General features: G+C 69.1%; 19 protein-coding genes. 11 read left to right on the top strand and 8 right to left on the bottom strand.

Going from position 1 to position 18,233, the window contains the following annotated elements; translation table 11 throughout:
* Window positions 1–31: 31 nt before the first annotated feature.
* Window positions 32–1,108 (top strand): patatin-like phospholipase family protein, encoded by a 1,077-nt coding sequence (locus tag ACXJKQ_RS20480; protein WP_457107560.1) that lies wholly within the window; start codon window positions 32–34, stop codon window positions 1,106–1,108.
* On the opposite strand, the gene ACXJKQ_RS20475 is transcribed toward ACXJKQ_RS20480, so the two are convergent.
* The gene (locus tag ACXJKQ_RS20475) at window positions 1,084–2,286 is read right to left on the bottom strand and encodes a DUF2252 family protein (protein ID WP_457107559.1); all 1,203 of its coding nucleotides are present in this window, start codon (window positions 2,284–2,286) and stop codon (window positions 1,084–1,086) included. The two genes, ACXJKQ_RS20480 and ACXJKQ_RS20475, sit on opposite strands and share 25 nt — an antisense overlap.
* A gap of 283 nt (window positions 2,287–2,569) precedes the next feature.
* Here ACXJKQ_RS20475 and ACXJKQ_RS20470 point away from each other — a divergent pair, with 283 nt between their 5' ends.
* Together ACXJKQ_RS20470 and ACXJKQ_RS20465 are read left to right on the top strand one after the other, a co-directional pair.
* Window positions 2,570–3,334 (top strand): histidine phosphatase family protein, encoded by a 765-nt coding sequence (locus tag ACXJKQ_RS20470; RefSeq protein WP_457107558.1) that lies wholly within the window; start codon window positions 2,570–2,572, stop codon window positions 3,332–3,334.
* Entirely contained in the window at window positions 3,331–4,209 is an 879-nt protein-coding gene (locus ACXJKQ_RS20465) for an NAD(P)H-hydrate dehydratase (RefSeq protein ID WP_457107557.1), read from the top strand. Before ACXJKQ_RS20470 ends, ACXJKQ_RS20465 begins: the two co-directional genes overlap by 4 nt.
* A 691-nt stretch (window positions 4,210–4,900) precedes the next feature.
* Here the strand turns inward: ACXJKQ_RS20465 and ACXJKQ_RS20460 are convergent.
* Genes ACXJKQ_RS20460 through ACXJKQ_RS20450 form a run of 3 tightly spaced genes read right to left on the bottom strand, consistent with a single transcriptional unit; the run spans window position 4,901 to window position 8,294 of the window.
* Window positions 4,901–5,815 carry a manganese catalase family protein gene (locus tag ACXJKQ_RS20460; protein WP_457107556.1) on the bottom strand — a complete coding sequence of 305 codons (915 nt, stop codon included), beginning with the start codon at window positions 5,813–5,815 and terminating at the stop codon, window positions 4,901–4,903.
* A gap of 52 nt (window positions 5,816–5,867) precedes the next feature.
* Window positions 5,868–7,067, bottom strand: a complete 1,200-nt coding sequence (locus ACXJKQ_RS20455) for an MFS transporter (protein WP_457107555.1) — start codon at window positions 7,065–7,067, stop codon at window positions 5,868–5,870.
* 18 nt (window positions 7,068–7,085) lie between these two features.
* Window positions 7,086–8,294: an MFS transporter gene (locus tag ACXJKQ_RS20450; protein ID WP_457107554.1), complete on the bottom strand. Its 1,209-nt coding sequence runs from the start codon at window positions 8,292–8,294 to the stop codon at window positions 7,086–7,088.
* Between the two features lie 153 nt (window positions 8,295–8,447).
* On the opposite strand from ACXJKQ_RS20450, the gene ACXJKQ_RS20445 reads away from it, so the two are divergent.
* The 5 genes from ACXJKQ_RS20445 to ACXJKQ_RS20425 all read left to right on the top strand — a co-directional run bounded on the left by ACXJKQ_RS20445 (window position 8,448) and on the right by ACXJKQ_RS20425 (window position 12,841).
* Complete coding sequence (locus ACXJKQ_RS20445) at window positions 8,448–9,611, top strand: glycosyltransferase (protein ID WP_457107553.1); 1,164 nt, start codon at window positions 8,448–8,450, stop codon at window positions 9,609–9,611.
* The gene (locus ACXJKQ_RS20440) at window positions 9,589–10,113 is read left to right on the top strand and encodes a DNA polymerase ligase N-terminal domain-containing protein (protein ID WP_457107552.1); all 525 of its coding nucleotides are present in this window, start codon (window positions 9,589–9,591) and stop codon (window positions 10,111–10,113) included. The genes ACXJKQ_RS20445 and ACXJKQ_RS20440 overlap by 23 nt, the downstream gene beginning before the upstream one ends.
* Window positions 10,114–10,127: 14 nt before the next feature.
* Window positions 10,128–11,267: an acyl-CoA dehydrogenase family protein gene (locus ACXJKQ_RS20435; RefSeq protein WP_457107551.1), complete on the top strand. Its 1,140-nt coding sequence runs from the start codon at window positions 10,128–10,130 to the stop codon at window positions 11,265–11,267.
* Entirely contained in the window at window positions 11,267–11,863 is a 597-nt protein-coding gene (locus tag ACXJKQ_RS20430; RefSeq protein ID WP_457107550.1) for a class I SAM-dependent DNA methyltransferase, read from the top strand. The genes ACXJKQ_RS20435 and ACXJKQ_RS20430 overlap by 1 nt, the downstream gene beginning before the upstream one ends.
* 342 nt (window positions 11,864–12,205) lie before the next feature.
* Window positions 12,206–12,841 (top strand): class I SAM-dependent methyltransferase, encoded by a 636-nt coding sequence (locus ACXJKQ_RS20425; protein WP_457107549.1) that lies wholly within the window; start codon window positions 12,206–12,208, stop codon window positions 12,839–12,841.
* A gap of 90 nt (window positions 12,842–12,931) precedes the next feature.
* On the opposite strand, the gene ACXJKQ_RS20420 is transcribed toward ACXJKQ_RS20425, so the two are convergent.
* Window positions 12,932–14,371, bottom strand: a complete 1,440-nt coding sequence (locus ACXJKQ_RS20420) for an 8'-apo-carotenoid 13,14-cleaving dioxygenase (protein WP_457107548.1) — start codon at window positions 14,369–14,371, stop codon at window positions 12,932–12,934.
* Window positions 14,372–14,678: 307 nt separating this feature from the next.
* Here ACXJKQ_RS20420 and ACXJKQ_RS20415 point away from each other — a divergent pair, with 307 nt between their 5' ends.
* On the top strand, window positions 14,679–14,888 hold the full coding sequence (locus ACXJKQ_RS20415) for a hypothetical protein (RefSeq protein ID WP_457107547.1): 210 nt from the start codon (window positions 14,679–14,681) through the stop codon (window positions 14,886–14,888).
* 32 nt (window positions 14,889–14,920) lie between these two features.
* Window positions 14,921–15,556: a glutathione S-transferase N-terminal domain-containing protein gene (locus tag ACXJKQ_RS20410; RefSeq protein ID WP_457107546.1), complete on the top strand. Its 636-nt coding sequence runs from the start codon at window positions 14,921–14,923 to the stop codon at window positions 15,554–15,556.
* Window positions 15,557–15,570: 14 nt separating this feature from the next.
* On the opposite strand, the gene ACXJKQ_RS20405 is transcribed toward ACXJKQ_RS20410, so the two are convergent.
* Window positions 15,571–15,975 (bottom strand): hypothetical protein, encoded by a 405-nt coding sequence (locus ACXJKQ_RS20405; RefSeq protein WP_457107545.1) that lies wholly within the window; start codon window positions 15,973–15,975, stop codon window positions 15,571–15,573.
* Window positions 15,976–16,300: 325 nt separating this feature from the next.
* Between ACXJKQ_RS20405 and ACXJKQ_RS20400 the strand changes: the two genes are divergently transcribed.
* The gene (locus tag ACXJKQ_RS20400) at window positions 16,301–16,684 is read left to right on the top strand and encodes a nuclear transport factor 2 family protein (RefSeq protein WP_457107544.1); all 384 of its coding nucleotides are present in this window, start codon (window positions 16,301–16,303) and stop codon (window positions 16,682–16,684) included.
* 294 nt (window positions 16,685–16,978) lie between these two features.
* On the opposite strand, the gene ACXJKQ_RS20395 is transcribed toward ACXJKQ_RS20400, so the two are convergent.
* A complete protein-coding gene (locus ACXJKQ_RS20395; RefSeq protein WP_457107543.1) occupies window positions 16,979–17,377 on the bottom strand; it encodes a (R)-mandelonitrile lyase in 399 nt (132 codons plus the stop codon).
* A gap of 34 nt (window positions 17,378–17,411) precedes the next feature.
* The gene (locus ACXJKQ_RS20390; RefSeq protein WP_457107542.1) at window positions 17,412–18,158 is read right to left on the bottom strand and encodes an SDR family NAD(P)-dependent oxidoreductase; all 747 of its coding nucleotides are present in this window, start codon (window positions 18,156–18,158) and stop codon (window positions 17,412–17,414) included.
* Window positions 18,159–18,233 lie beyond the last annotated feature (75 nt).

Raw genomic sequence — 18,233 nt, 5'->3', positions numbered from 1 at the left:
CGGGAACGGCCCGCAACGCATGAAGGCACGGATGCCGGACGACACACGCGACCTCGCCCTGGTCTTCGCCGGCGGCAACGCTGTCGGCGCCTACCATGCCGGGACGTACGAGGCGCTGCACGGACGGGGGCTCAGGCCGGACTGGGTCGTGGGCGCCTCCATCGGCGCGGTGACGGCCGCCATCGTCGCGGGCAACGCCCCCGAGGACAGGGTCGCCAAGCTCCGGGCGTTCTGGGACGAGGCGACCCTCCTCACCGGGCCAAGCCCGACCGGTCTGCTCAAGCCGCGCCAGATCTACAACGGCCTCCATGCCCTCCTGGCGCTCGCCTGGGGTCGCCCGAGCATCTTCCGCCACCGGCTGCCTGGGCTTTGGTCGGCCCTGCCTTGGGTGCCGAACGACGTGGCCCTGTTCGACAACAAGCCCTTGCTTCGAACGTTGGAGCGCCTCGTCGACTTCGAGCGGCTGAACCGGGGCGACACCCGCCTGACGGTGGGGTGCGTGGACATCGAGACCGGGGAGGAGGTGTTCTTCGACACCGCCCGCCAAGTGGTCCGGCCCGAGCACATCCTCGCAAGCACGGCCATCCTCCCGGCCTTCCCGCCCGTCGAGGTGGATGGGCGCGTGCTGTGCGACGCGGGCTACACGAACAACCTGCCCCTCGACCCCCTCGTCGAGACCGAGCTGGGGCGGGACCTCCTGTGCATCGCCTCGGACCTGTTCTCCCTACGGGCACCGCGCCCCGCCTCGCTCGACGCGGTGTTGGAGCGCGCCAACGACCTCATCTTCGCCAGCGCGCCGCGCCGGGCCATCGCGGGCCTCAAGCGCGAGTACGAATTGCGGGATCGGCTCGATCCCACGGGCCCGACGGTCACGCTGCTCCACCTCGTCTACCAGGCGGGCGCCGACGAGCTGGCGGCCAAGAGCTTCGACTTCTCGCACTCTTCGATCCGCGATCGTTGGGCCGCCGGCGGAAGGGACGCGATGCGCGGCCTGGGGCTTCTGACCCCGGGCCGGAGTTCGACCGGCAGCTTCGACTACCTCAGCCTTCCGGACAGCCTCGTCGCCCCAAAGGATGCGGGGCCTCAGGCGGCTTCCGCGGTGGCGTAACGTCGACAGTGCTGAAGGTACCCGACCTCGTGCCGGCCGGCGAGCTCGACCACGCTCGACCAGAGCCAATTTGGCGCCTGCTCCCCGCCGTCGGTGCCTCGCAGGACCTCCTGCCGCCGGCTTGAGCGGGTCGCCTGGTCCAACTGGCGCCCGTGCGCCTTTCCTACGACGTAGGCGAGGTAGTGCGCTGCCCGCACCGCCTCCTCGCGGCTGAACTGGTCGACGTCGAGTTTGAGGTCCTGCGGGGCGAGCTCGCGCATGACCATCGGCTTGCCGAGCAGGCGCACCGGCAGCATGCGCTCGCCCAGGTTCGGCGAGAGCGCACGCGCCCCGGCCACCACGCGCTCGGCCGGGTCGACGGACATTTCCGCGTTGGGAGCCGGCGGCGCCGCGGCCTCAACGGCTTCCTTCAGGTCGACAAGCGCGAGCCGGCGCTTGCCGTCCTCCTCGACGCGCACGAGCGCGGCGTAGCGAAGGAATCCCAGCGAGGAGCACCCCTTCATCCAGTAAGCCGCGTCGATCAGGCGGAGGTCAGCCTTATCGCCGCGCCCGCTCAGTGACAGCACCAGGCTGCGGACCCGCTCCTCCTCGAACAGGCCGCCCAGGCCAGCCCGCTCGGTCTTGTCGAGCGCCCAGAACTTGCGACCGAGCGGGATTGAGGGCTCGACGTCCTTCAGGCGCTCGCGGGCGAGGTGCTTCCACTGCCTTCCCAGCGCCCGCCGGCGCACGGTGCGCACCACGTCCGGCTCCGGCGGGGGCTCGTCGCCGGCCGGGCCGTCCAACCCCAGCGCGTAGCCTCGGACCATCTCCTCCAGCATCCGCGCAGTGACGACGCCCGGCAGGTCGGAGCCGCGGGCCGTGCTCGCCAGCGATAGGCCGAGCCGGACGAGGTCGTGCACGGGGTTGCCGACGACGGTCTGGTCGAGGTCGCGCACCTGGATGTCGACGCGCCCATCAGCGTCGGCGACCGGCCCCAGGTTGCCGAGGTGGCAATCACCGCAGATCCAGACCGATGGTCCCTCAGGCAGGGTGCCGCGTGCCAGGCCGTCGAGCCATTCGTAGAACTTCTGGGTGTTCCCGCGGACGTAGGCGTGGGCCGATTTCGCCATCTTCAGGGTGCGTTGCCGCTCCAGGGCCGACGCACGTTCCCTAGGTCCATTTGCTTGGTCGCCACGCATCCACGCACCTTCGTCGGTCGCCGTCTGCCCTGGCACATCACGCCCTGGCCGCCCGACAACCCGCGTGGGACGGTAGGGGTCGCGCGGCCGATTGCCTCCGCTGTGGATAGCCGAGGCGCCTGACAAGCGGGGCGGGAGAAAGCGACGCAGGCGCCCTCTCTCCCGACACGTCCGCGACGTGTCGTCCAGGCCACCGTCCACCGAGGTCACTCCCCCTTGCCGCCAGACACGAACCGGCAGGCGCAACGGGCGTTAGCGCACGGCACGGAAGGACGAATGACCCATGCAGCAGCGCTGGCCGAGCCGGTTGTGGATCGTGCGGCACGGCGAGAGCGCCGGCAACGTCGCGGCCGATGCCGCCCACGGCGCGAGCTTGGCGCGGATCGACATCGCCGAACGGGACGTCGACGTGCCGCTCAGCGCGCGCGGCGAGCGGCAGGCGGATGCCGTCGGGCGCTGGTTTGCGGACCTTCCGGCGTCCGAGCGCCCGGACACGGTGCTGACCTCGCCCTACCTTCGGGCTAGGCAGACCGCCGAACGCATCCGCGCGGCCGGTAGCTTGGCGCCGGACGCGCCGGATCCGCTCGTCGACGAGCGACTGCGCGAGAAGGAGCTCGGCATCCTCGACCGCCTGACACAGACCGGCGTCGAGGAGCTGCATCCCGAGCAGGCCCAGATGCGCCGCCGCCTGGGCAAGTTTTACCACCGCCCGGCGTCCGGCGAGAGCTGGTGCGACGTGATCTTGCGTCTGAGGAGCGCCCTGGAGACGGTCTCGCTGCATCATGGCGAGAAGCGGGTCCTCATCGTCGCGCACCAAGTCGTAGTGCTGTGCCTGCGCTACCTGATCGAGGAGATGACCGAGGCCGAGATCCTGGCCGTCGACGGCGCGGGCGACGTCGCCAATTGCTCCGTCACCGAGTACGCCTTCCGGCCCGTAGAAGGCACCACAGGCAAGCTCGCGCTGGAGCGCTACAACTTCGTCGCGCCCGTGGCCGAGGCCGGGGCTCCGGTCACCGCCGAACCCGACGCGGAAGAGGCCGCCAGATGACGCACGAGATCCTCACCGCGGACAGCCTCAAGGCCTTCCCGCTCCCCGTCCCGCACGCGGGCAGCAAGGACGAGCGCGGCAGCGCGCTGGTGTTCGGGGGCTCGGCCTCGGTCGCGGGCGCCGCCCTGTTGGCCGGCGTCGCCGCCCTACGGGCAGGCGCAGGCAAGCTAAAGATCGCGACGGTCGCGGGCGCGGCCGGCGGGATGGGTCTGGCGGTGCCAGAGGCCATGGTCGTTGGCTTGCCCGAGACGCCGGAGGGTGGCGTGGATGCCGAGCGCGCCGCGGAATGCCTGCTCAAGGTGACGAAAGGCTGCGACGCGCTATTGGTCGGACCCGGTATGGTCGAGGACGGCCCGACCACCGCGTTGGCGGTGCGGTTGCTGGAGGCGCTGCCCGACGCGTCCTTCATCCTCGACGCGGCCGCGGTTTGTGGGCTCGCCCGACATGCCGCCGACGTCCGCCGGCACGGGGGCCGGGTGGTGATCACGCCTCATGCCGGCGAGATGGCCCAGCTCCTGGACCGGAGCCGGGAGGCGGTGGAGGCGGACCCGCTCGAAGCGGCGCTCGCGGCTGTCAACCTGCTCGGGGCGGTAGTGGTGATGAAGGGCGCTCAAACCTGGATCGTGGATCCGCGAGGCTCCCGCTGGCTCTACGAGGGAGGCGGTGTCGGCTTGGCGACCTCGGGCTCGGGCGACGTCCTGGCCGGCCTCGTAGTCGGCCTGCTTGCGCGCGGGCTGGCGCCGATGCCCGCGGCCCTGTGGGGCGTGTTCCTCCACGGCGAGGCCGGCAAGCGTCTGGCCGCGTCCGTCGGCCCCGTCGGCTTCCTGGCCCGCGAGCTCTCCGGCGAAGTACCGGGATTATTGCGCGCGTCTTAGACCGCACTGCGAGGCAAAGCCGAAATTCTGACATGTTTGAATGCGGGCCGGCGCAATCCGCCCCGTGGGTCAGGCCATGGTTCGCCACTTCCGGAGCCCGATGTCTGCACCTGCCACTTCTCTGTCCGGCCGCCGCGTCCTTGTCGTCGAGGATGAATACCTGATCGCCAGCCAGGTGGCGCGTTGCTCCGGGCAGCCGGCGTCGAGTTGCTTGGGCCGGTGCCGAGCGTGGGGCAGGCACTCGACCTGATCAAGCGAGGCAGACCGTCGTCAGTGCGGACAAGGCGCATCTGGCGGCCGCCAGGGCAACGAGCCGCAGGTCATGGTTTTCGACGAGGCAACCGACGACGGAGAGCATGAAGCGGCCCTGGAAAGTCTGAGACCGCAGCATGCAACATACCGGTGTATACGGGGCTAATATCGAGCCGCAGCGACGCTGATGAATATGTTCGGCACCTTGTTGGGGTCGGCCGGCGGGAGAACGCCGACTTCGATTTAACCTCTCGACTTTGGACGGCCACGCCGACGGCTTCCGAGGCCTCACGTCCGGCCGGTGCAGCTGCTGGCAAGCCGCTGGCGGCGGCGTCCTCCCTCGAAGGTGAGCCGCGGGAAACGCCGTTCCGCGGCCGCACTTAGATGGACGCGCTCAACAGGGCCGGCACCAGGAATCGGCGCCAGCCATAGGCAAGGGTCAGCGACCCTTCTTGTAGAGCTTGCTCGCGATCTCGAAGATCTCCTCCGGCGCGTAGTCCGGAGCGAAGGCCCCGTAGTTGCCGTCGAGCTCGGGGATCTTGCCGCCCTCGGGCGCGCCGTCGACGACCTCCAGGTTGCCCGGCGGGTCGCCCGGAAGCGCGACCTCGTCGTTCGACCACACGCCGGCCGCTTCGGCGTAATCGTCCGGGCTGAACGTGTAGAGGCGCCGGTGCTTGCCCTCGTCCAGGTACTTCTGGCACTCGGGGATGCGCGACAGGTCGATATTAGGGGTTGGCAGCATCTGCTCGATGGCCACGCCGGTGAGCTTCTTCAGAGCGAGGGCGTAGGCGTGAGCGTGCAACGAGCCGCGCACGAGAAGGTAGCCGCAGACCTCGCGACCGGTCGGTTCGGTCATCGTCTCGTAGACGCGCAGCTTGTGGATGCGCGCGCCGCACTCCAGGTGAAAGTTGTGCAGCAGGTCGATGATTAGGTTCCCGGTCGTCGTGACCATGTCCATGTTCCAGGACGCGGCGTTAGAGTTCATCGGCATGGCACCGCCGCCGTTGCTGAGGAAGCTACCGGCGAGCCGCACGTCCTGCATGTCCTTGAACGGCGCCTTCGAGATGTCGACGTTCTTCTTTGGGTTGCCGGGACCGTTGTTGAGCAGCGCGATGCCTGTCGAGACGAGTTCGACGTGGCCGATCTCCTCGGCGAAGATGCTCGACACCAGGCTGTAGAACGGCCGCAGCTTCTCTTTGTTGCGAAAGTTGAAGCTCTGGAACATGTAGTTCCCGAGCGTCGACATCTCGCCGTACTTGCCGCCGAGCAATTCCTGCAGGGCGGCGGCGGCGTTCGGCTCGGGCTTCTTCGGCTCCGGCAATTCCGTCAGGAGCTTGTCGATCTTCATGAACATGGCACGGGTCTCCGGCCGCGCGAGGGTGCGCCTGGGCTATCCCCCGGGAGGGTTAGCGAGTTCCCGCCGAAGGCTTGCGACCTAAGCCGACCGTGAGCGGTAGGGCCGCGGCGCACAGTCCGGCCATCGCCCAAAATGCGACGGCGCCGAGGGCGGCGAAGAGAAGCCCGCCCGTTGCGGTCAGGACGGCAGAGGCCACGCCTAGGCCCAGGGTGCCGTAGAGCGTCTGTGCGGTGGCCGCGAGGCGCGCGGGCACGGCACTAGCGATCAGGCGCATGGCGGCGAGGTGCAGGAGCGCGAAAGTCAGACCGTGCAGCGGCTGAACGACGGTCAGGACCGGCACTGAGGCGGTGGCGGCCATGGCCGACCAGCGCAGCACGCCCGTCCCCGCGGCCAGCATCGCGGCCCGGGCCGTCCCCAGGCGCGTCAGAAGCCAGGGACCGGCAAGGACGAAGACGAGGACCTCGGACGCGACCGCCTCCGACCAGAGTAGGCTGATCGCGCCCGCGCCTATGCCGGCCTCGCGCCAGCGGATCACCGCGAAGCCGTCGTTCAGGGCATGGCTGCCGATGACGAGTGCCGCAACCACGAGCATCCGCCGGAACGGCCCGAGGGTCAGGAGTTCGCGGAGGCCGCCGAGGCCGAGGCTCGGCAGCGCGTCCCGCGCCGGGGCGGAAGGTACGCGAGCCGTCGCGACCGCCATGACGAGGAACAGGAGGCCGCTCGACACGATGATGCTCGCCAGGCCGGCCCGGGCGACGAGCAGGCCCGAGGCCAGGGTCCCGAGCACGAAGGCCGCCGATCCCGCGCCCCGGACCCAGCCGTACGTGAAGGTGCCCTCGCGCTCCGCGGCGGCGAGCGCGAGCGCGTCGGCGAGCGGCGCCAGGGCGGCAATGGCGCTGGCGTGCAGGACGCTCACCGTCAGCAGCGGCCAGAAACCGTACCCCGCGAGGTAGGCGAAGGAAATCAGCCCGGACGCGGTTGCCGCGATGCTGAGCACGGCCCGCGTGGCGTCGTAGCGGTCGGCGAGGTGCCCGGCCACGGGGCCCGCGGCGAGACGCATCAGCGTGCCCGCCGCGAGCGCGACCCCGATCTCGCCCGGACCCAGGCCGCGCTCGCCGAGGAGGCTTGGCAGGAACGGGGACTCGGTGCCGTAGGCCGCGTAGAGCGAGCCCTGCAGCAGCACGAAGGCCGGGAGGGAGCCCGTCAGGACGCGAGCCCAGGGCCTCGTCGCTCCGGTCCGCGCATCCATGTTGCCAGATCCCAGCCGTCACGCCGGCTCGGCGGACGCCCGGCCAGTCTGACCTGCCGGACCGTGCATGCCCAGCGCGCCGCGACCGACCATCCACACCGCCAGACCGGTGGCGGCGACGGCGGCCAGGACGACGAACGAGGCCGCGAAGCCGAGGTACTGAGCGACGACGCCGGCGAGCAACGGGCTCACCGTCGCGCCCGCGCCGTATGCGGTCATGACGCCGCCGAGGCCGGCATTGGCGTGGCCGGTGCCATCCATGATCTCGGCCACGAGCGCCGGGATGGCGACGCCGCCCAGTCCCATCGCCAGGCCTTCGAGCACCTGGACCGGGACGACCAGCCACCAGGATGTCGCCAACGCGGCGAGCAGACCACGGACCACGACCAGCCCGAGGGCGAGGGAAAGCACGCCGGCGTGCCCGCGTCCCTGCGCAGCCCGCGCGGCCAGCAGCGCCGCGCCGACCATCGTCGCCTGCGAGACTACGGTCATCACGCCGGTGGTCAGGCTCGGGTCGGCCCCCGCGGCCGTGCGCGCCTGCGCCAGGAACGGCAGCATGGCCCCGTTTGCGGTCTGGTAGGCGAACACGGCGGCCGCCAGGAGCAGGAGTGGCTTAGTCCCGAACAGGACGCGCAGCGTCGGGCGCCCGTCCTGTTCGCCGCCGCGCGCCGTGCCGTGGTCGATGGTGCCCCTGTCGATGCCGAGCAGGACGCCGCACGAGGCGACCGCCATGACCACGATGGCGATGGACACGTAGCCGAGCCCGAGCGCGTAGCCGAGCACGCCGGACAGGGCGGCGTTGGCGGCGTTGCCGGCGTGGTTGAACGCCTCGTTGCGGGAGACCTGACGACCGTAGGCTTGTTGCCCGACGATGCCGAGCGTCACGGCCGCGACCAAAGGCGCGATGCTGGTGTCGGCGACGCCGATGACCAGCTGCGACAGGCCGATGAGCCAGAGGCTGTCCGTCGCGACCAGGGCGACCGCCCCCGCGGCGATGCCGAGAACCGCCATGGCCAGGGCGGAACGCTTGTACGTCGTGTGGTCGATCAGCGCGCCGACCGACGTCGTGGCGAGGAGGCCGGCGAGACCAGCGAGCCCCATGGCGAAGCCGGTCGTGGCCGGGTCGAAGCCCTGCTGCTGCAGGTACACGCCGAGGAACGGCCCGAAGCCCTCGCGCGCACCGGCCAGGGCGAAGTTGAGGGCGAGGAGGCTTGTGACTGGTTGCATCGGCTGCCCTGGGTCGCGGTCGTATTGGTCGCACTGAACCCCAGGAAAGCATTCGTTTGTCCCAGGTTAGCTTTTCAGGTCGCCGGCAAGCCTGAAGCGGCCGCCGGAGACCGTCGCGACATGGAGACTGGGAACGCTTGCGGGAGCTCGAACTTGGCGCCAGCGCTCCGATGCGTGGTCGCCATTCCGGTCCGGAACGAGGCAGAGCGGATCGGCGCCTGCCTGGAGGCGCTGGCCGCCCAGCGAGGCATGGGGGCAAGCGGGCTGGGCGTCGTGCTGTTCCTCAACAACTGCACCGACGAGACGGCACACGTGGTCGCAGCCCTGCGACCTTCGCTATGCATCCCCGTCCGGGTGATAGAGCGCACGTTCGTAGGCGCGAACGCCGGTTGGGCTCGGCGCGAGGCAATGGAGGCGGCCGCCGACTGGCTGGACGAGGGTGAGCCCTTCGATGGCCTCATACTGACCACCGACGCGGACAGCCGGGTGCCGGCCGATTGGGTCGCCCGCAACCTTGCGGCAGTCGCGGACGGGGTCGACGCGGTGGCCGGCCGGATCGCCCTCGACGAGGCCGACGCGGCGCGCCTGCCTGCCGCGCTGCACGAGCGGGGGAGCCGCGAAGGCGGCTACGAGGCACGACTGATCGAGCTTGAGGCCCTGATCGACCCGGTCCCACACGATCCCTGGCCGCGTCATTGGACGACCTCCGGGGCGACACTGGCAGTCAGGCTTGGCACCTACCGGCGGGTCGGGGGCATGCCGCCGCTTGCGGTCGGCGAGGACAAGGCTTTCGTGTCCTCGCTGCTATCGAGCGACGCGAGGGTTCGGCACGACCCCGGCATCCTCGTGGTCACGTCGGGTCGGCTCGACGGGCGGGCGCCGGGCGGGGCGGCCGACACGATGAAGCTGCGCTGCGAAGTGCCGGAGAGCCCGTGCGACCCACGTCTGGAGCCGTTGCCCCAGGCCCTGTTCCGGTACGCCTGGCGGCGCCGGCTGCGGCGGCTTCATGCATCCGGGCGGCTAGACCGCGTCCATTCCTGGGCGCCATGGCTCGGCATCCGAGCTGACGAAGCGCGGACCATCGCACGATTGCCGACGCTCTGCGCCATCCTCGCAGCGGTCGAGGCCAAGAGCCCTTGCCTGACCTACTGCCCGCTTCGCCCGCGCGAGATACCGAGGCAAACCCGCTTGGCGAGCACGGTCCTCCTCCTGATGCGCGGCGCGGGACGACTCGCGCGGGCGGTCCGCGCCGTGGAAGGCAGGCCCCTTACGAACGGACGAGCCCCTGGGTGCATTGAGCGCACCGGCGATGCGTGAGGCAGGCACCCTGATATACCGCGTGCAGAAGCATGCCGCCCGCCGGCTGCACTACGACTTTCGGCTGGAACTCGGCGGCGTCCTGAAGAGCTGGGCGGTCACGCGCGGCCCGAGCCTCGTCGCTGGCGAACGCCGGTTGGCCATCGAGGTCGAGGACCATGGCTTGGATTACGCCGACTACGAGGGCGTGATCGCGCCGGGCAACTACGGCGCCGGCGTTGTGCTGCTCTGGGACCGCGGCACCTGGGCGCCGGACGGCGATCCCGAGGCGGCGCTCGGGGCGGGCTCGCTCGCCTTCACGCTGCACGGCGAGAAGCTTTCGGGACGGTGGCGTCTCACGCGGATGAAACCTCGGCCCCGCGAGCGGCATGTCTCCTGGTTGCTGGTCAAGTCGCGCGACGCGGCCGCCCGCGGACCTGACGACCCGGACATTCTGGCGGAACAGCCGCGTTCGGTCGTGACCGGACGCACGGTCGAGGAGATTGCCGCCGCGGCGGCCTGACGGGAGGAAGGCGGATGGACCTGAGTATCCCGATCAGCTCGGCCGACGACGCGGTCGCGGCCGCTAGGCAGGTGGCGACGGCGGCCGCGGCACGCGCGGACGGACAGGACCGCGACGACGGCTTCCCTGCGCAGGACGTCGCCGACCTCGCTCGCCTCGGCCTGCTCGCCGCGCCCATTCCCTCCGTTGAAGGTGGCGTCGGCCTCGGAGAAGACCCGGACGCGTGCGACCTAGGGACGGTTCTGCGGCTCGTGGGGTACGGCAGCCTCGCGCTCGGTCGCATCTACGAGGGGCACGTCAACGCGCTCCAGCTCATCGCCCGATACGGTACGCTCGCGCAGGCGACGGGCCTGTTCTCGGATGCGCGCGCTGGGCACCTGTTCGGGGTCTGGAACACCGATGCGCCCGGCGACTGCCTGCGGCTGGGGGAGGACCGCCGGCTTCGCGGCGTGAAGACGTTCGCGTCGGGCGCCGGCTTCGTCACCCGTGCCCTCGTGACGGTCAAGCGGGAGCCGGGCGCGCCGCCGTTGATGCTAGTCGTGCCGCTTGAGCCGGGCACGCGCGCCGACCTGAACGGATGGCGAGCCCACGGGATGCGTGCATCCGCGACCGGCACCGTCGACTTTGAGGACATCGCGGTCACCGACGAGGAAATCCTGGGCGCTTGGGACGACTACCACCGCCAGCCGACGTTCTCGGGCGGCGCGTGGCGCTTCGCGGCGGTGCAACTCGGGGGCATCGAGGCGGTGTTCGACGCGTGGCGGGGGCACCTGGCCGCGACCGGCCGGGGCGGCGACCCGCACCAGCTCGCCCGCCTCGGTGAGGGTGCCATCGCGGTCGAGAGCGCGCGAGGGTGGGTCGAGCGCGCCGCCCGGGTCGTCACCGAGGACGAACTCGCACCCGACCGCGTCGTCGCCTTCGTCAACCTCGCGCGGCTCGCGGTTGAGAGGGCCGGCCTAGACGTGCTGCAACTCGCGCAGCGGTCAGTCGGCCTGCAGGGCTTCCTGTGCGGGCACCCTCTAGAGCGGCTCTCGCGCGACCTGGCCACCTACCTGCGCCAGCCGGCGCCTGACCGGGCGCTCACGACGGCGGCCGCGGAGATACTGGAAGCCCGCGGCGCCGCGGGCGAACTCTTCGAGGCGGGCGCCGCGTGATGACCCGGTACGCCCGTTCCCTGCCGCCGAGCTACTTCGACGAGCGGTACGCCAAAAACCCGGACCCCTGGGATTTCGAGACCAGCGACTACGAGCGAGCGAAGTACGAGGCCACTCTCGACGCCCTGCCGCGGACCCGGTACGCCTCCGCCCTGGAAGTCGGCTGCTCCATCGGCGTGCTGAGCGAAACGCTGGCCAAGCGGTGCGATGCCCTCGTGAGCCTCGACTTGGCCGAGCGTGCCCTGGCGCGGGCGCGCGGGCGATGCAGGGACTTGCCCCACGTCCGTTTCGAACTCGCGCAGGTGCCAGGTCAATGGCCAGAGGGTTCGTTCGACCTGATCCCGCTGTCGGAGGTCGTCTACTACCTCGATGCGCATGACGTGCGGCGTCTGGCCGAGCGGGTGCAGGGCTGCCTGCGGCCTGGTGGTGACGTCATGCTGGTTCACTGGACGGGCGAAACTCACTATCCGCTGGCCGGCGACGAGGCAGCCGAGCGCTTCATCGAAGACGCGAGTGCGTTCCTGCGCGTCCATCATCAGACCTGCACGGACAAGTATCGGCTCGACGTGCTGACCACTCGCGAAGGCCTACCCTGACAGCGCCCGGCTGGCTCGACGCGCCGCAGCGTTAAGGCCGCGCCAACCGCGGCTCCTAGGCTATTCGGCGTCAATCCTGAGTGTAGCCTTCCCACACTGCAGAGCCGACGAGCTGCACTGGCTATTTTGGGGCTGTCGGTACGGCGGACATGGATCGGTGGTGATTGGTCCGCTTCTGTGACGACCCTACTCAGAAGCAGCCTTTCCGCTTACGGCCATATGCGGCAACGTGGACGACTACCCGAGAAGTGAGCTGAGCACTTTCTTTGTCCGCATCTAGGCCACAGTTCGGGCGCCTTCTGTCGAGGTCGGCGCCCGGTCGATCCGGAGGCAGGCGCGACGATGGCTCAGGAGTTGCCGAACCTCCCACCGGAAGCATTCGCCAAGCACGACCGTGAACCCGATCCCGTTTTCTACGCACAGCCGCGCTTTGTGACCCATATCGATGACGCTGCGATCGCAACCGTGACCGAGCTCTATAGGGAGATCGTCCCGGCAGGCGGCAAGATCCTCGATTTGATGTCGAGCTGGGTCAGCCACCTGCCGGACGAGGTCGCCTATGCCAGCGTCACCGGCCATGGCCTGAACGCAGCAGAACTCGCCGCCACCCCGCGCCTGACCCGGCATTTCGTCCAGGATCTCAACGCCGAGCCGCGCTTGCCCCTCGACACGGCCTGCCTCGACGGCGCGCTTATCTGTGTCTCGGTGCAGTATCTGCAGCGACCCGTGGCCGTCATGTCCGAGATCGCGCGTGTGCTGCGCCCCGGTGCCCCGGCGGTGATCTGCTTCTCGAACCGCCGCTTCCCGACCAAGGCGGTCGCCATCTGGAACGCCTTGGACGGCGCGGGGCATACCCGGCTCATCTCTTTGTACTTACAACGCGCCGGCTTCGCTCGCATCGAAGGACGTGTCCTCAAGCCCGAGGGAGGACCCGGCGATCCCCTGACGGCGGTGATCGGATGGGCCGCCGCGGCGTAAGGCACCGAGCGTCGGTCGGTCCCGATGGAGTGTCCGTGCCGGTTCGCGTGTGCCGATCGCCATCACGGCAATCCGCACGTTATCAGCTGGTCAAGCCGGGGCACGCATCGGGAACCAGTTGCCGTGAAAGCCCGGCGGGATCCGGTGTCCGAGGCGGATCCGGGCGATGGGGGGCGCTGCGAACGCTCGCGCATCGAGCACGGTGAACTCGGTCGTGTCGCTGACCGTGTCGATGACGAGTCCGACGAGCCAGCCCTCGTCCTCACCGGCACCGAAGCGCGCCGGCACGAAGACGAACTCTCCCGGGATGTGCCCGGGACCGAAATCGTGCGCGTCGCGTGCGTCCGTCTTCAGGTCGTGCTTGTAGAGCTGCGTTGCACCAGCCAGTTGCGTGTTGCCGTCGGCGGGGACGCTGACCGTGTAGAGGTAGCGGTGGCGCTGCCCGAGACGCCGCTCATCGATGCGGGGGAATTCCTGCGCCGCGGGGTCGAGCACCAGCCGCTCGACCCGCCCCGTGGCGGGATCGACCGTCCAGCGTTCGAGCCGGCCCGGGCTGTCGAGCCCACCCTCGACCGCGGTAAACACCGTATCGTAGGTGACCAAGTCGAGGATCACCCGCCCGTCCGCGTCGTCGTAGGCGTTGGCGACGTGGAACGCGAAGCAGGGATCCACCGCGCACCAGCGGATGTCGGTGCCATCGCCCTGCCGGGGGAGGAGGCCCACCCGGGCCCTGTGGGCGCGGTTCCAGCGGAACGGGAAGCGGTAGCCGGCGAGGAGCGCCGCGAACGAGAAGGTGACGGGCAAGTCGAGCACGATGACGAAGCGGGCCGTGATGGCGCAGTCGTGGATGCAGGGGCCGTGCTCGACTGAAATCGGCACGTCCCGCACGACCCGCCCCGTCGGTGCGACGACGACGTGGCGAACGCTGTCCCAGACGCGGCCGTCGTAGGCGATCGCGTGGGTCTCGCCGGTCAGCGGGTCGCGGTGCGGATGACCGGTGAACGATCCGGCCAGCGTCCCGTCGAACGGATTGTAGCGCTGCTCCTCCAGGTTCCGCGCGAGTTCGACGGGGAAGCTGCCGGCCTCCACCAAGGCGAAGATCCGGCCGCCGAGCTCGACGACGTTGGTGTTGACGGTGTCGTTGCCGCCCCGTCGCGGACCCGGCGCGGCCGGTCGGCCGAGCGCCGCGGCAGCCGTGCGCGAGCGGATCCAGCGGTTGCGGTACCACAGCGCCTTGCCGGCCTCGATCGCGAGACCGTGCACCATGCCGTCGCCGAGAAACCAGTCGTGGCCGCGTGAAACCCGGCGGACGGGGTTGGCTCCCATCTTGAGGTAGAGGCCGTCGAGCCCGGGCGGGATCGCCCCAATCACGGGCAGGTCCTGCAGCGACAGCTCCTCCCGCATCGGTGCGTGAACGCCGATCACGAAGGGGTTGCGCGTTCCAGGCAGGCGCAGCCGGTTGCAGGCCGCGATCAGACCCACGCCGCCCTCGGCGAGGGTGCGAAAGGCCGACTGGACTGGGTTCGGCATCGGCAGCGATCCCCCGGCGAGGTGGTAAGCGAACATGCATCGGGCCGGGAGGGCCTGGCCATCGGTCGTCGAGGCAGAGCCCGAGGGCCGATGCAGCTCTGCCCTGGCGGGACGTTCCGGCGCTGGCGCGGGCGCCCGAGCCCGCCTTCTTCGCGCTCTCGACGTTAGTCGCGGAACTTCGGGCAAATCAATGTTGGGGGAGCCCTTCGTCCGCGGTGAACGCGTCGTCGCTCATGCGCAGGAACCGGCGAGGACCGTGGCAATTGGCTTACCGAACCGCCGCTCACGCCGCTCCGGAGGATATGCCATGTCGAGCGATACCGAGAAGCATCGCGCCCTGCTCAGCGCCCTCAGAGACGCGCAGGGTAAGGGCGACGGTTCCTTTGAGCAGGCGGTGACAAACGCCTTCGAGCACGTCTTCGAACATCTGGGTCGCCTGAACGATCACGTCTCCCTCGGCGGCCCCGATGGGGGCGACCCCCAGTTGAAGCCTGGCGAGTCGCCAACGTTGCGCTAGGGATGTCCGGACTCGTCGGTGGGGAGCGCTTGATGATCACGCTGTACACATGGTCGACCCCGAACGGTCGCAAGATCCCGATCATGCTGGAGGAGTGCGGCCTGCCCTACACGGTCGTGTCGGTGAACATCGGCAAGGACGAGCAGTTCGCCCCCGACTTCCTGAAGGTCTCGCCGAACAACAAGATCCCGGCCATTGTCGACGACGAGGCGGAGGGCGGCCCCGTATCCGTGTTCGAGAGCGGCGCGATCCTGACCTATCTCGCGGAGAAAACTGGGCGCTTCCTCGCGCCGTCCGGCCCCGCCCGTTACAAGGCCCTGGAGTGGCTGCACTGGCAGATCGGCGGTCTCGGGCCTATGCTGGGCCAGCTCGGCTTCTTCGCGGTGCGCTCCGACCTGAAGGCGCCGCTCGCCATCAAGCGCTTCACCGACGAGGCCGACCGCCTGCTGCACGTCATGGACCGGCGTCTCGGCGAGGGGCCGTACCTCGCGGGCGCGGAGTACTCGATCGCCGACATCGCCTGCTACGCCTGGACCCTGGCGGCCACGACCTTCCTAAAGGCGGCGCTCGTGAACACGCTCGACGCCGTCCCGAACGTGCACACCTGGCTGGAGCGGGTCGGTGAGCGTCCGGCGGTCAAGCGGGGCATGGATGTGCCGAAGACCTGAGCGTCAGGTGACGCTCACCCGCACCCGATGCCAGCCGGCACAGAGATAGCTCTTGTGGTTCCAGGTGTCGTCGGGCAGCGCTGAATGCCTCTGTCCCGCCATGTCCCAGGCCCGGACGACGAACTCGTGCTCACCCAGGGCAGGTGGAGTTCGGCCGCCCAGAAAGTCCAGGCAAAGGGCGCCTCGGGGTCGTGCTTCAGGTCGGCCTGGGTCCAGCTTCGCCCGCCGTCGCCGGAGATGTCGACGCGGACGACGGCCCGATCCCCGCTGATTGCGTAGCCCCGGATCCAGTTCGGCCCAGCCCCGAAGGCGCCGCCGCGCGCGGGCTCGCAGATTGCGGCGTTCAGTGGCATCGCGTCGATGGTGTGCCCCCGTGTCGGGTCGGCGGTCTTGGGCGACACGTCGGGCGCGGGTACCATGCGGTGGCTCCTGCTAGCCCTCAGCCTTGCCAACCTGTGACACGCTGGGGCGCTGTGGCGGGCGCGCTAGCTCGATCTCCAGGCCTCGTCCGCTTCCGGCCAACGTCGGTCACCGCTCAGCGCCCGCGTGTGCGTCTCAGATGGGTGGATCTCTGCCTATCCGCTTTTGGATGGCGGATGCATCGAAGCGGACGTCAGCGAGGGTACTACTCACGACCGATTGCGGGCGATCGAAACGTCCACCTCCAAGCACTTGCTTGCTCTGCCGCGACGTGCTCCCGTTCATCGAAAGCCTATGGCTCTCCCAGTGTGATAAGCAGACGGCATGCCGGATCTCGCGCAGAACAAAGCGAATGTGATCACGTTTTATGAGCTGATGTTCAACGCTTGTCGTCCGCGCGAGGCTATCGAGCGTTATGCCGGCGCCACTTACATTCAGCACAACCCACATGTGGCCACGGGCAAGGACGGCTTCATTGCCTATTTCGAGCGAATGTCGCGCGAGTGGCCGGGCAAGCGAGTGGAGGTCAAGCGGGCAATTGCCGAGGGCGATCTGGTTGTGCTGCACTGCCTTCAGCACTGGCCGGGCGACCACGACTATGCGGCCATAGATATTTTTCGCCTAGATGAGAATGGCCTGATCGTTGAGCACTGGGATGTTTTGCAGATCCTGCCAGATGCTTCGGCCAATCCAAACGGAATGTTTTAAATCTCGGATGCCTCATGCGCGGCGGAAGCCGGCAGTTCGTTTCCCATCCCGAGCCGAAGTTGCCGAAGGGCCGTCGAATGGCTGCTTATGGGAAGCCCGCATGGCGATCTAGGCGGCCGGCTTGGGTCGGTAGCAGGCCGTTTGCTTTTCGTGCGGACCTTCTCAGAAGCGGACCGGCAGCTAACGGCCAGGTCCGGTCGCGTCCACGGGCAGCGACGAACGTCTCAGATGGGTGGAAACTCACCGGTCCGCTCTCGGCGTCGTATCGCTAAAAGCGGACCTTGCGGCCCAAGCTCAAGACCCGGAATACTGCCCTTCGGTGACCTGCTCCATCCATGTCACGGCCTTGCCGTCCAGACGCTCCTGGATCGCTATATGCGTCATCGCCGTCGTCGCAGTGGCCCCGTGCCAATGTTTCTCGTTCGGCTCGAACCAGACCACGTCGCCCGGCGCGATTTCCTCGATCGGACTGCCCTCGCGCTGAACCCATCCGCGTCCGAATGTGACGATCAGCGTTTGGCCGAGCGGATGCGTGTGCCACGCCGTCCGCGCGCCCGGCTCGAACGTCACGCTCGCCATCGCGACGCGGGCAGGATCAGGCGCGCCGTGGAGTGGGTCGATCCGCACCGTGCCGGTGAACCAGTCGGACGGCCCCGCGCCCGAAGGCTGACTTCCGCTGCGCTTGATCTCCATGGGATCCATCCTTCGTCAATTTCAGTAACGCGCGTCAGAGCGACCAGCCGCCGTCGACCGAGATCGAAGCGCCCGTGACGAACGCGCCGAGGTCTGAACACATCCACAGAACGGCTTCGGCAATCTCCTCAGGCTTGCCGAGCCGCCCGACCGGCTCAAGGTCGATCGCCTTCTGGATGTCGCCGCCGGTGAAGCGGTCCATCATCGGCGTTTCGATGTTTCCGGGCAGGACGGCATTCACCCGGATGTTCGCCTTGGCATAATCAAGGGCGGCCGACTTGGTAAGGCCGATGAGGGCGTGCTTGGAAGCGGCGTAGCTCGCGCCGCCTGCCACGCCTCTGATGCCAGCGCCGGACGAGGTGTTGACCACCACGCCGCTGCCCTGGCGCAGCATCTGCGCGATCTCGTGCTTCATGCACACGAACGTGCCGCGCAGGTTGATGTCGAGAATGCGGTCCCACTCGTCGAGGGCGATCTCGTGGACGGGGGCGGCCTTGTTCTCGACGCCGGCATTGTTGAAGGCGCAATCGACGCGGCCGAACCGCTCGACGATTTTAGCGACTGCTGCCTCGACCTCCTCCGGCACCGACACGTCGCACCGGATCGCTAGGACCTCGCCGCCTGCCGCTTCGATCTCGGCGCGAAGCTGATTGAGCGCAGCTTCGGTACGGTCGGTGATTGCGACCTTCGCGCCTTCCCGCGCGAACGCGATGGCAGCGGCGTGTCCGATGCCGCTGGCCGCGCCCGTGATGAAGGCGACTTTCCCATTGAAACGGCGCATGTCTCGATCTCTCGGCTGACCTCAATGAGCCAGACGTAGACATTGCGCCGGTCGCCGATCAGCCGTTCGTCCCTC

The organism is Methylobacterium sp. P5_C11 (assembly GCF_054049775.1).
This window is presented reverse-complemented; position numbering and strand designations above follow the sequence as displayed.